Below are 13109 nucleotides of genomic sequence, written 5' to 3' on the forward strand. Positions count from 1 at the left end.
CCTACTGCGCTCCGAGAGGGCGTTTGATTTCGCCGCACTGCAGCATGGACTCTCCGAAGTACGGGTTTTCTATGGTTTCTCCTTCCTGGACCCATGTGCCGCCGGTATCGTCGAAGGCCATGGGGCAGAACGCCTCATATAAGCCGCGTTGCTTTCCGGCGCCGAGCCGGTCCACCACGGTGAGCATGGCCTGGGACAGGGTGCGGAAGCCCACGCGGGCGGCTGTGAGGTCAGGCGAGGACTCCACCGCGGCGGCGCCTTTTTCCAGGGCGGCGCGGGTATCGCTCCAGATGGCGGCCGGGGCTTCGCTCAGCACCGAGTCGTCCACCATGGGCAGGGCCAGGGAGATGGCCTTGGCCTGATTCTTGGCCGCGGCCAGGTCATCCTTGGCCAGCTCCTGCTGCATGGAGAGATAGGCGCTGACAATGGGAGCCAGGGCCTGGCGGAAGGAGTCCGGGGTATCCAGGATGGACGAGGGCTTTGCGCCGGAGGTCCCAGGCGCGGCCTGGGTTGTCTCGGCCGGCTCTATCTCGCGCTGCACCTCGCCGCAGCCCAGCATGGCCTGGCCGTAGTAGGGGTTGAGCACGTCCTTCTGCGTTTGCAGCCATGTGCCGCCCTTGCCGCCAAAGGCCATGGAGCAGAACATCTCGTATATGGGCGCGCCGTTGGGGCCGCCGAAGCGAGTGAGCAGGCCGGAGAGCGCCGTGGACAGGGGTTGGAAGGCGTTGCGCACCGAGTCCAGATCCTTGCCGCTCACGACCGGGCCCAGGGCGTCGAGCATCTCCTCGGACGATTGCTGCCAGACGTCAGCCGCGTCATCGCTCAGATTATCCGCCGGGGCTTTGTTCACCTGGTTTTGGATCTCCTGCGCTGCTGCGTGGGCCGCGTCCAGGTCGTCGTTGGCCAGGGCCGCATGCAGCGCCAGGTACGATTGCAGGATGCGCGAGAGGGACTCGCCGAACTCCGGTGTTGTGGGCAGGGTTGCCGCCTGGGCCTTGGGCTGGAGCGGGAATGTCCGGGACAGCGTGTCGAAGTGGCCCTGGAACTCCTTGAAGATGCGCGCTGCCTCGTCAATGTCCTCGGCCTCGCTGCCCAGGTAGGAGTCGTTGCGCAGGAGCATGGAGAGCTCTTTCCACTGCAGGGCGGCTTCCTTGTCGGTGATCGCCGTGGGGTCGATGCCGCAGATGGCGTCGTAGAACTGCTTGTACAGGCCGCGCACGGTGGTCACGCCGGTTGCGCCCTGCTGCGCCGCGTACACGCCGTCCTCGATCACGGCGAAATGCTGGGCGAGCTTGGGCAGCTGTTTGGCGAAGTCATAGGGAATATCGTAGGCGTAGGTGTTCATCTCCATGTCGGCCATCTCGGCGGCCGGACTGGCCGGAGCGCCTTCGGTGTGGTGCTCGTGCCCGGCCGGGGCAGGCGCGCCCGTATCCGGGTTCATCATGGACGGCCTGGCCTTGATCTGCACGGCCGAGTCGATTTTGAACGCGCCGCTGGTGACCACGAGATCGCCTTCGGACAGGCCCTCGCGCACGATGTACACGTTGCCGGCCCGCGGTCCCAGCACGATCTCCCGGCCGTAGTAGAGCGCGGGATCGTCCGGGTCCTGTAAATAGACCACGGCGCGTTTGCCCGTGAGCAGCGGCGCGGACGCCGGGATGACCAGCGGGGCCTCGCCGCCTCCGGTCTCGGAGCGCTGCGCCGCGGTGACGAACATGCCGGGCTTGAGCTGGCCGTCCTCGTTGTCTACGTCCAGGCGCACGCGGATGGTGCGGGTGCTCTTGTCCACGTAGGGGTCGATGTAGACCACATTGCCCTCGAAGGTCTCGCCGGGGTGGGCCTCGGTGGTGAAGCGGACCGTGCGGTCCATCTGAATCCACGGCAGGTCGGACTCGTACGCCTCCAGCACGACCCAGACGTGGGAGAGATCGGCCACGGTGAAGAGGGGCGAGCCGGTCTTGACGTAGGCGCCCTCGGTGACGTGGCGCTCGATGACTACGCCGCTGGAGGTGGATGTGACCACGACGTGGTCCGAGGGCTTGCCGCGCTTGAGCACGGCTGCGATCTGCGCATCGGACAGCCCCAGCAGGGCGAGCTTCTTGCGCGCCGCATCCAGGGTGAGCTGTGCCGTGTTCTTGGTCAAAGAGGAAGGGGAGCCGGCCAGCCGGGTCAGGGCGTCATTGGCCTGGATGAGCTCGGCCTGGGCCGAGAAGAGCTCCGGGCTGTAGATGGAGGCAAGGCGCTCACCGCGCTTCACCTCCTGGCCGGTGTAGTCCACGTACAGGGTGTCCAGCCGGCCGCCGACCCAGGATGTTATCTCGTTGAGCCGGGTCTCGTCGTAGGCCACCTTGCCGGTCAGGCGGGTGGTCAGGCCCACGTTGCGCCTGGCCACCGGGGTAACCTCCACCTCGGCCAGGGCCTGGGCCCTGGGGGAGAGGCGTATCTGCCGCAGGCTCACCTCGTCGCCTCCGCCTTCGTCATCGGTCACGGGGATCAGGTCCATGAAACAGATCGGGCACTGTCCCGGCTCCGGCAGCCGTATCTGCGGATGCATGGAGCACGTCCAGACGACGTTGCTCTTTTTGCCGCTATCTGATGCGGATGCGGTCTCATTACCGGATGCCTGGTCTTTCGTTGCATTGTGCCCGGCGGCCGTGTGTTCAGGGGCTCGGGATGGGGAGCCGGCAAGATAGCCGACGATGAACACCGCGAGAACGAGCAGAATGATGCCGAATATGCGCGTGGAACGTTTCATGGACCTGCCTGATATGGTTTGCGCGGATTACTCTTTCGGAGCCGGGGCCTTGTCGAACTCCACGCCCTGCTCTTCCATTTCCTTGATGTACTTCTCCGGGTCGGCCTTGAACTTGGCGTCGCAGCCCGGGCAGCAGAAGTAGATGCGCTTGCCCTCGTAGTCTACGTAGGTGTTCTTGTTGGTCAGCTTGTTGCCGAGCACCGGGCAGGTGTCCTGGGGTTTGGCGAACGCCGCGGCGGCGAGCAGCAGGGTGAGGCAGCAGGCCAGAATGGTGATGCGGCAGATGTTCTTGAAAGACGTCATAGAACTTACTCCGTAGCGTTTCGGGTGGTGGAGACGGGCGCGGTCAGGCGCGGTTTTTCCGCCTCCAGAGTGTAATTGAGCGGCGGCGTAAGCTTACCGCCGATGAGATCGCCGTGCACGGCGCAGGGGATCTCCTTGCCGAGAATAGATTCCATTTCCGCCAGCCGCTGCGCTTGCTCGGAGAGGGCGCGCGCCTGGGCGAGCTCCAGCTCCAGAAGGGTGGTCTCGGACTGGAGGAAGTCGCCGATGGTGGCCAGGCCGGACTGGTAGGACTCCACCGTGGCGCCCAGGGCCTGGGTGGCCTTGGGGATAAGCGTGTCGGTGTACAGCGAGACCTGCCTGTTGGCGTCGCGGTACTTGGAAAGGGCCATGCGCAGATCGGCCTCCAGAGTCTTCTTCAGGTCGATCTCGGCGGACATGGCCGCGCGCTTCTTGGCCTTGGCCTCGCGCACGCCGGCCGCATTCTTGCCGAACCAGATGGGCAGCTTGACGGACAGGCCGGCTATGACCGGGTCGTTGCCCGCGCCTTCCGTGGTACGGGTGGCGGGAAAGTTGACGCCGTCCGGGGTCACGCTCTGGCTGCGGCGCAGCGCCGTGTTGTCCGTCAGGATGGTGGAGAGGCTCAGCGTAAAGTCGGGAAAATAGTCCTTGCGCGCCAGGTCCACGCCGGCCTCGGCCTTGGTCACGCGCAGGTTGCTGGCCACCAGCCGGGGCGCGCCCTTGTCCAGCAGGGCGAGGATCTCGTCATCCTTCAGGGAGGAGATCATGAGCGGCACGGACTTGGGCCAGGGCAGCTCCTGCTCCATGGGCTGGCCCATGGCGGCGTTGAGCGCGGCCACCAGCGGCGGCTGGAGCTCCTCCAGGGTGCTGATGCGGTCCTCCAGCGTGGCCAGCTCCACCTGCAGGCGGATGACGTCGGAGTAGCCGGCCAGCCCGCTTTCGTAGCGGCTGCGGACCACGCCTTCCAGATAAGTGATGAGGTTCAGGGTCTCGCGGTTGATGGCCACGGCGCGCGCCACGTAGGCGTACTCATAGTAAACGCGCTTGACCGTGTAGAAGATGCGGAAGGCCACGTCGTCCAGCAGCGCCTTGAGGGCGTCGGCCTCCAGCGCGGCCTGCCTCTCCTGCAAGGAGAGCTTGCCGAACCAGGGAAAGGACTGGGCCAGGCCGATGGAGAAGCGCTGGTTGCCGGTCCGGGTCTGCACCGGCTCCAGATACCAGCCCAGGGAGACCGTGGGGTTGGGCAGATAGCCTTCCTGATTCACCTTTTCCGCGGCCGCCTTCCAGTTCTCGAACGCCGTCAGCAGCGCCGGGCTGTTCTCGGCTGCGATGTGCAGGTAGCGGGAAAGCTCTTCGGGCACGCGGATGGCGATGCACGCCGCGGCGTCTGTCCGTTCCGGCGCCGTCGCGTTCATGGCCATGGTAGTGGGTGCAGCCTTTTGAACCGGAGCGGCAGGTGGTTTCTCCTGTGCGAACCCGTTGGGGACCAGCATCGTGCAGAGAACGATTGTGAAGGTGAATATCGATAAATTTTTCATGGTCATAGCGTACCCTTTGCATACGATGCCGGCAAGATTCCCGCACGATTTCCCATACTCAAAGCACATATCATACCAATACGGTTTAGAACGAGCGTGCTTCAATTCTGCCTTGATTCTACAGGAAAAAACACGGGACGGAAACGGGGCTGGACCGACTCGGTAGGGGAATTTGTCGGGGGAGTGTACAAATACAATACAGGCGAGGTGCTTAGGCTGTATATAAACGATACATATGCCGCCGCAGGCAGCGCGGGCCGGGACCCTAAAGGTATCGAGCCGGCTGCCCGACAGGGGGGGTATGCGGTTGATCCGCGCATGACGGTATATTAGGGATGGTCTGATGGACGGTCGCAAATCAAATACATAGATTCTCAAAATAGATTTTTAATCGAGGTGGACATGAAACAACTCGCCGTCATCCTGGCAGGAGCCCTGGGGGTCGTGCTCATTTTTTCCATCGTTATCCTGGCCAGGGGGGCTGACGGCGGCGCCTCCGTCTCCTGGGTGCTGGCGTTGAGCGTGGTCGCTGTCGCCGCGCTGGCTGTCTCGTTGGTGCTGGCGTTGAAGCAGCAGGCGGCGGCCAAAGGGGTATCCGCCATGGCGGCGCGGGCAGCGGCCGGCGAGGCCATTGACGCCGACGAGCTGCGCAAGGCCGGGGATCTGGGCGCAAGCCTGGGCGCGCTGGTTCAGGAGATACGCCGGCAGAAGGGTCTGGTGCAGGGAATACTCGTGGGCCTGCCCACCCCGTTCCTGCTGGTGGACGCCGACGAGCGCACGCTGGTGACCAACCAGGAGACCATGGACATGCTGGAGATCGACGGCCCGCCCGAAAAGCAGCACGGCCGCACCCTGTCCGAGGTCTTTTACAACGACCCCACCCGCAAGACCGCGGTGGGCAAGGCCATCCACAACGGCGAGGTGTTCCGCAATCTGGAGGTCACCATCACCGGCCACAAGGGCGGGCAGCGCCATGTGCTGGCCAACGTCTATCCACTGTATGATCTCGACGGCAAATGCATTGGCGGCTTCTGCCTTTACCTGGACATGACGCAGCTGAAGGAGAAGGAGCAGGAGATCTGCGACCAGAACGAGATTATCTCCCGCGCCGCGGTCCGGGCGACGTCCGTTGCCGAGAGCATGGCTTCGGCCTCGGACGAGTTCGCCGCCCAGGTGGAGCAGACGCGCGCCGCCACGGAGCAGCAGCGCACGAGCACCAGCGAGGCGGCCAGCGCCATCGAGGAGATGAGCGCCTCCATCATGGAGGTGGCCAGCAACGCCCGCTCCGTGTCTGAGCTGGCGGAAGGCTCCCGCAACAAGGCCGGCGCAGGCTCCGGCGAGGTGGAGCGCACGCGCACCATAATCCTTGGCATGCAGAACGAGGCCGAGACCCTGATGCGCGACATGGAGGGCCTGGGCGAGCAGGCCGAGCGCATTGGCGAAGTGCTGGGCGTGATCAACGACATTGCCGACCAGACCAACCTGCTGGCCTTGAACGCAGCCATCGAGGCGGCCCGCGCCGGAGAGGCGGGCAAGGGCTTTGCCGTGGTGGCGGACGAGGTGCGCAAGCTGGCCGAGAAGACCATGCAGGCCACCAAGGAGGTGGGCGGCGTGGTGCAGGCCATCCAGGGCAGCGCCAAGGAGAGCCGATCCTCCACGGAGTCGGTGGTGAGCTCGGTGAACGAGGGCGTGGAGTCGGCCGGCGCTACCCAGAAGACCATCCGCGAGATCCTGGAGATGATCGAGCAGACGGCCGAGCGTGTGCACGGCATCGCAGACGCCGTGGAACAGCAGTCCACAGCCAGCGACCAGGTGGCCGAGGCCACCCACCATATCCAGGCTGCGGCGTACGAGACGGCCAGCTCCATGGAGGAGTCGGCCCGCGCCGTGAGCGAGCTGGCCGCCATGGCCGGAGAGCTCAAGGAGATCATCCACGACATGCAGGCCCAGGTGCCCGAGGAGTGCGACTCGCTGTAGAGACGCTGGCTCTGGTCGGCACGACCCGCCGATCGGCAGGACAACACTTGGGGGAGCCATCCCTAATATTGATCAAGGCCCGGTAACGCGACGGATGCACCGGGCCTTTGCTTTTCCGGGGCTCAGGTCCAGTGCGCGCCGGTGGTTCGCGTCCAGCGCTCGTACAGGGCGTCCATGTTCTTGCTGTGCGTCAGCAAGACCACTTCGTCCTTGTTGCGGATTTCCGTGGACTCGTCGGCTAGGATGAAGTCCGCGCCGCGATAGAGACAGATGACCTTCGCTTCCGACGGCAGGTCCAGGTCCTCCACGTTGCCGGCGTCGTCCTTTCCGGCGGTGAATGAGAAGATGCGCGCCGCGCCCTTGATGACGGTCCGCAGCTCCAGCACGTCCACGCCGATGACCATGTCCGCGAGAAAACGGCTGATGGTCCGCGTGGGGATGATGGTGTCCGTGAGCCCCAGCTCCCGGCAGATGGGCTCGAAGTCCGGGTCGATGATGCTCACGATGACGCGCGTGAAGCCCATGGACCGGCCCACCAGGCCGGCGATGAGGTTGTCCTGATCGCTGTCCGAAAGGCAGAGCAGCACATCCGCCTCTTCGGGGTTGGTTTCCTTGAGCACAGCGGGGCTGCTGCCGTCGCCGTGAAGAAAGCTGCAGTCCATGGTTTCGATGAGCTGGTCGATGCGCTCCTTTTTCTTTTCAATGATGACGACCTCGTATTGCTTGTCGATGAGCAGCTCGGCCGTGCGGATCGTGGTGTCGCTTGCGCCGATAAAGACGATTCTCATGAGTTGGCTCTCCTTGCGAACCAGGACGTGGGGTTGAGCAGGACCAGGATGGCGAAGATCTCCACGCGGCCCATGAGCATGTCCAGACAGAGGACCAGCTTGAGCGGCGCGGGCAGGGAGGCGGCGGTGACCCCGGTGGAGAGGCCCACCGTGCCCACGGCGGAAACCACGTCGAAGAGCGAGTCGAGTGGAGCGTAGCCGTACGCAAGGAAGGCCATCCAGGAGATGAGGACCGTGAAGATGTAGAGCATGGTGAGCAGCAGGGCGTTGCGGATGACGTCTTCGTCCATCTCCATGCCGAGAAGCTGAGGCGGCCGCACGGCGTGGCGGGGCATGTTCACCCGTGCGAGGAACGTGCGCAGCAGACCGAAGAAGAGCAGTAGCCGCAGAATCTTGAAGCCGCCTGCCGTGGAGCCGATGCAGCCGCCCGTGAGCATGGCCGGCAGCAGCACCGCCTTGGTCACGGCGTGCAGAGGGGCCAGGTCCATATCGGCGAACCCGGCCGTGGACTGGGCCGAAAGCGCCATGACCGGCGCGTGCTCCAGCGCGTCTGTCCAGCCCACACCCTCCAGGTACCGCAGGCAGAGCATGAACAGCACCACGAAAGCGATGCCCAATCCGGCCAGGGTGACGCTTTCCAGCCGCATCATCCTGGCGCCGCGCGTTTTTCGGTAGGGCGGCGCGTACAGCACCAGCGGCGTGGCCCCCAAGAAACAGACAATGGTGGTGATGTATTGCGGCAGCACGCCGATGGCGGCCAGGCTTGCATCGTACGGCGCGAATCCGCCGGTGGAGACGGCCGCCAGGGTGTAGACCACGCTGTTGAAAAAGGATGCCCCGGAAATCGCCATGGCCGCTATGCCCGCGGCCGTGAGCACGAGGTAGGCCACGAGCACGCGGCGGGCGTAGGCCTTGGTGCCACCCCAGAGGTCCTCGCCGATGTCCTCGGTTGCGGAAAGGCGCTTGGCGATGCCGCCAGGCCGGAACACCAGAGCCAGGGAGAAGACCACGATGCCGAGGCCGCCGTACCACTGCATCCAGGCGCGGGCAAAGAGGAACGGCCTGGGCATGCCGTCCACGCTCGGCAGGGTGCTCAGTCCCGTGGTGGTGGCGCCGGACAACGCCTCGAAATACGCGTCCACAAAGGGAATGTCGGCCTGCATCATGGGGTAGGTCATCAGCAGGGGGACCAGCAGGAACAGCAAGGCGACCAGGGCGAAGACCTCGTTGGTCTGCATGCTGGCAAGGGAAATGCGGATGCGCCGCGTAACCAGGAACAGGGCAAGAAGAAAAAGGATGATGAAGCCGTAGCTCCTGGCGATGGCGTACTCGTAGAACACGAAGGAGACGGCCATGGGCACCAGGGTCAAAGCCACCAGGATGGGGCTCATGGCGCCGAAAGACTTCACGAGAAGCAGCGGCCGGATGGCGTATGTGAGTGGCGCGTCCGTGCTCATGGCTATTGTGTGGGTGCGTTCCGCCTGCGGAAGAGGCGCAGGGCGGGCCGGGTAACGGATTCAGGAGATGCGGTCATGGCATCAGACCAGCGCATTTTCGCGGTCGGAGTCCATGGCGAAAAGGCACGGCGTGCGGACCCGTTTCCCCCGCGTGCGCAGGGTGTCGAACTCGGCCGGCGCAACCATGCTGAAGATCGTGATTGCCGGAGGCTCCTCGCCTGCCGCCACGCTGTAGTCCAGCTCTTCTTCGCTTTCCGCCAGCCGCAGCATGGCGTTCGGGATGCGCGCCAGCTCCACGGCGGCGCGCAGGTAGTCCAGCGCGTCCTTGCGCTCGTCGGCGTTCTGGATGCGCGCGGTGATGGTCAGCCGGGTCTTCCAGTTGGTCTTGAGCTTGTACGCCAGGAGCGTTGCCAGGTCGGCGTGGCCCAGGTCCGTGCCGATGCGCCAGCCGTCCTCCGGTGTGTCGATCACCAGATGCACGCCGCCTTCGCGGCTGGCAGTGGTCCGCAGCGCGTCTTCGGTGGGCTCCTCCGCGTCGTCCGGACGTTCTCCGGTCTCCGGCGCGGCCCCCAAGTAGATGAGCGCGCCCAGCCGGTACGTCTGCGCGTCGCCCACCAGTCGCTCGAACTCGGCGTCGCGCTGCGTGTTGTCGCTGAGTCGCAGGAAGATCATGTTGGAGCGGAAGAACGCCCCGCCCAACGCCTCCAGCCCGGCGGCCACGTTCTCGCTGAATGTCGCCGCGCGCACCACGGTCCAGGTGGCGAATACCGAATCGTCCTGCAGCCTGTCGGCAAGGGCGGGCAGATGCTCCGTCAGCTCCTCGTAATTGCGCTGGCCGGTGAGGCCCAGCAGCCGCACGAATCCCTTGGGATAGGCGATGTTGCGCAGCAGGCCATAGACCTTGGCCGCCTGGGCCGAGTTCTCCACCGGCACCAGCATGTTCGCCTTCCATGTCTTCTGCCTGGGGCCGGTGACGGACTCCATCTTCTTGGCCGCCCACTCGGCCATGGCGGCGAGCAGGCCGCTACGCACGTCGCCGAAGGGCGCCTTGAGATGCTTGCGCATGAGATATGTGTGCAGGGCCAGCACCACGGCCACAGCCACGAGGCTGAAAGTGGGATTGACGATGAACATGGCGAACACGCAGCCGAAGGCGCCCGCCAGGGAGACCGCCCGCGGAATGCGCAGGAGCGGCCGGAAGCTGACCAGCTTGAGGCTCTGCTCCAGCAGCACCACCACGTTGATCATGGCGTAGGTGACCAGGAAGAACATGGTGATGAGCGGGGCGATGGCGTTGAGGTTGCGCAGAAGAAGCGCCGCGAGCACCAGCGCGCCCGTGGCGATCATGGCGTTGCGTGGCTCGCCGGTTGCGCTCTTTTTGGCGAACCAGGAGCTGCCGGGCAGGATGTTGTGCTCCGCCAGGGCCTGCAGGATGCGCGGCGCGCCCACGATGGAGGAGAGGGCCGAGGAGAAGGTCGCGCCCAACAGACCACCCAGCACGGCAGGGCCCCACGCGGCCTTGTCCACCATTACCGTGTAGTTGCCGGTGAGCTCGTCCACCGTGGCGCTGGAGGCCAGCCAGAACGCCAGGACAAGATAGACCAGCAGGCTGAGGGCGATGGCGCTCAAAGTGCCCAGGGGGATGGACTTGCGCGGGTTGGCCAGCTCGCCGGACATGTTGGCTCCGGCCATGATGCCTGTGGAGGCCGGGAAGAACACGGCGAAGACCGCCCAGAAGCCGATGCCGGCAAAGCCTGTCTCCGGGCTGCCGGGGAAGTTGCCCCACCACTGGATGGATTCACTCATGGAGCCGCCGTAGGCGGCCCAGCCCACGGAGACCAGCGAGCCGATGATGATGGCCAGGATGACGTACTGCACCTTGAAGGCCAGGCCGGCGCTCACATAGCCGATGCCGAAAAGGATGGCGAAGGCCGCGAAATCCACCACGATGGCCGGATGGTCCGGGAAGATGTAGGTCCAGCCGGCGCGGAAGCCGAAGATGTACATGGCTACGGCCAGGGCCTGGGATATGTACAGCGGGATGCCGATGGAGCCGCCCATCTCCAGGCCCAGGGACTGCGAGATGATAGAGAAGGCGCCGCCGGAGCCGATGCGGATGTTGGTGACAACGGAGGCCAGGGAAAGGGCCGTGCACGAGGTGATGGCGAACGAGAGCAGGATGATGAGCCACGCGCCGGCAAGGCCGGCGTTACCCACCACCCAGCCTTCGCGCAGGTACATGATGACGCCGAGAATGGTGAGCAGCGTGGGTGTGAACACGCCGCTGAACGTGCCGAACTTTTTGGCTGCGCCCTTGTGGGTAATGGTCTCCTCAACGGCCTCGCGCACCTCGCGCTCGGCGCTGGTCGGAGTCTCCACCGTACCGTCGGTCTCCTGGTCCGTTGCCTCGGGCATGTCCGTGCGGTCCGCCATGCACTCCCCCCCGTTGGTATTGATAAGAACGAATAGAACAATTCCAGTATGATATAATACCAGAATCCGGCTGAGAGTAAAGCGCGTGACGGAGAATACCCGAGACTGCGGGGTCGGCGGGTCGATTCGACGTATGGGTGCAGGGCTGTTTCAAAGAGAACGCCCGCACCACCATCGGCGGCGCGGGCGCTTTTCATACATCAACGATTTCAGCTGGGCCTAGGTGCTAGATAGCTTCCTCCCCCTGGCTCTCCAGCAAGGCCACGGCGTATTCGCTGGAGATGGCGTAGGACAGGCCGAGCGCTGCCGTCACCTCCTCGCGGAATCTGCCCGGACCGGCTTCTTCCGGGTCGAACCGGCCGCCTACGATACCGATGATCCGGCCATCGTAGGCGCTGACCAGCGGGCTGCCGCGCATGCCTTCCTGCACCGTGGAATCGAAGAGCAGGATGCGCGTTTCATTGCGGGAAATGACCTTGGCGCTGACGATGCACGCCTGGATTACCTGGCTGAAGACGTTGTAGAAGCCGTAGGGAAAGCCGATGCAGGCTGCCGTCGATCCCACCGGGATCTCGTCGGGGCGGCCCATCACGTGGTCCGGCAGGCTCAGCTCCATGGGCTCGTCGAACTTCAGCAGGGCGATGTCGTGCTCCTTGTCCATGGCCACGACCGACACCGGCATGGCGGTGAACGTGTTGACCAGGCCGGGGGCGAACTCTTCGCTGAAGTCAGCCGAGGTGACCATGAGAGTTTCGGTTTTGTAGAGGATGTGGGCCACCGTGACGAGGTAGCCCTCCTGATGTGCGAGAAAGGCGGTGCCCATGAAGGTCAGCTCCCCCTCCACAAGGCAGAAGAGCTTCATGCACCCGCCGCGGTATCTGAGATAAACGTCCTGCAGCATATTTTCTCCCGGTATTGATTCTCAGTCGAGCCACGAGGCCACTTTGTCCGGATGAGCGCGCATCCAGCGCTGGGCGTTCTCGTAGGCGTATGGTCTGCCGCTTTCTTCGTTCCAGAGCATGAGCTGCTCCATGTCGTCGGCCGTCCAGTGGAAGCGGTTCAGAAAGGCGTATGCCTCGGGCATGTCTTCCTGGAGCCCTTTGCGGGCCACGGTGTGGATGTTCTCGTAACCGCCGAAAACATTTTTTGGGTCGTCGAGGAAGTCGAGCTTCCAGCGCGCGAACATCCAGTGCGGCTTCCAGCCTGTCACAACGATCCATTCCCGGCGGCGCACCGCTCGTTCCAGCTCTTTGATCATGGCCTGCTCGTCGCCCCGGATGAGCCGCCAGCCCTGGAGGTCGTACTCCTCGATGGCGAGTCTGGCCTTGCGCATCACGCCGGCTTCGGGGTCGATGCCCACGATGCGGCGGCCGAACTCATCGCCGTACCGGGCGAGATCCTCGATGGACGTGGCCGTGACCACGGGGCGGTTGGTGATGCCCGTGCCGGTGGTGGGTCGGCCCACGGTGAGGCGCGGTACCACGAGGCCCACGCGAGCGCCCTCAAGGTTCGGGCCCAGGTCGTCCACACTGTCCAGGTTGGCTGCGGCGTATGCGGCGTGGGTATCCGGCAGCCAGGCCGAGAGCATGGCGTCAGCCTCCCCGGACGCGACCATCCGCCACATGGAATCCGCCGTGGTCTCCACAAGGCGGCAGGGGATGCCGAGCCTGTCCTGGAGCACGGCGCGCACGAGGTTGGATGCGGCCACGGAGCTCGACCAGTTCACGTATGCGATGTGCAGGGCGTCCTTGGTCTCGGCGGCGGATGGCGATGGAAACGCGATGAGCGCACCGAGAAGAAGGCACAGCGCCAGGGCCATGGAACAGAGCGGCGTCTTCGGGATAAGTAGTCGCATGGC

General features: G+C 64.7%; 9 protein-coding genes. 1 reads left to right on the forward strand and 8 read right to left on the reverse strand.

Annotated elements, in window-relative coordinates; genetic code table 11:
* Nucleotide 1: 1 nt before the first annotated feature.
* From E8L03_RS18675 to E8L03_RS18685, 3 genes are read right to left on the reverse strand one after another with little or no spacing between them, the layout of a single operon-like run.
* A complete protein-coding gene (locus E8L03_RS18675) occupies nt 2-2755 on the reverse strand; it encodes an efflux RND transporter periplasmic adaptor subunit (protein ID WP_171268164.1) in 2754 nt (917 codons plus the stop codon).
* A gap of 27 nt (nt 2756-2782) precedes the next feature.
* On the reverse strand, nt 2783-3058 hold the full coding sequence (locus E8L03_RS18680; protein WP_144306578.1) for a YHS domain-containing protein: 276 nt from the start codon (nt 3056-3058) through the stop codon (nt 2783-2785).
* Between the two features lie 5 nt (nt 3059-3063).
* Entirely contained in the window at nt 3064-4479 is a 1416-nt protein-coding gene (locus E8L03_RS18685; protein WP_167512591.1) for a TolC family protein, read from the reverse strand.
* 519 nt (nt 4480-4998) lie between these two features.
* Here E8L03_RS18685 and E8L03_RS18690 point away from each other — a divergent pair.
* Nucleotides 4999-6573: a methyl-accepting chemotaxis protein gene (locus E8L03_RS18690; protein WP_171268165.1), complete on the forward strand. Its 1575-nt coding sequence runs from the start codon at nt 4999-5001 to the stop codon at nt 6571-6573.
* 122 nt (nt 6574-6695) lie between these two features.
* Here the strand turns inward: E8L03_RS18690 and E8L03_RS18695 are convergent, their stop codons facing one another.
* The 5 genes from E8L03_RS18695 to E8L03_RS18715 all read right to left on the reverse strand — a co-directional run bounded on the left by E8L03_RS18695 (nt 6696) and on the right by E8L03_RS18715 (nt 13106).
* On the reverse strand, nt 6696-7361 hold the full coding sequence (locus E8L03_RS18695) for a potassium channel family protein (RefSeq protein WP_171268166.1): 666 nt from the start codon (nt 7359-7361) through the stop codon (nt 6696-6698).
* Nucleotides 7358-8818 (reverse strand): TrkH family potassium uptake protein, encoded by a 1461-nt coding sequence (locus tag E8L03_RS18700; protein ID WP_171268167.1) that lies wholly within the window; start codon nt 8816-8818, stop codon nt 7358-7360. Before E8L03_RS18700 ends, E8L03_RS18695 begins: the two co-directional genes overlap by 4 nt.
* An 81-nt stretch (nt 8819-8899) precedes the next feature.
* A complete protein-coding gene (locus tag E8L03_RS18705) occupies nt 8900-11251 on the reverse strand; it encodes an amino acid permease (RefSeq protein ID WP_216367916.1) in 2352 nt (783 codons plus the stop codon).
* Nucleotides 11252-11477: 226 nt separating this feature from the next.
* Nucleotides 11478-12152: a S1 family peptidase gene (locus tag E8L03_RS18710; RefSeq protein WP_144306574.1), complete on the reverse strand. Its 675-nt coding sequence runs from the start codon at nt 12150-12152 to the stop codon at nt 11478-11480.
* Between the two features lie 21 nt (nt 12153-12173).
* Complete coding sequence (locus E8L03_RS18715; protein WP_171268168.1) at nt 12174-13106, reverse strand: glycine betaine ABC transporter substrate-binding protein; 933 nt, start codon at nt 13104-13106, stop codon at nt 12174-12176.
* Nucleotides 13107-13109 lie beyond the last annotated feature (3 nt).

Origin of the sequence: Oceanidesulfovibrio marinus, from assembly GCF_013085545.1 — a bacterium.
GTDB classification, from domain to species: domain Bacteria; phylum Desulfobacterota; class Desulfovibrionia; order Desulfovibrionales; family Desulfovibrionaceae; genus Oceanidesulfovibrio; species Oceanidesulfovibrio marinus.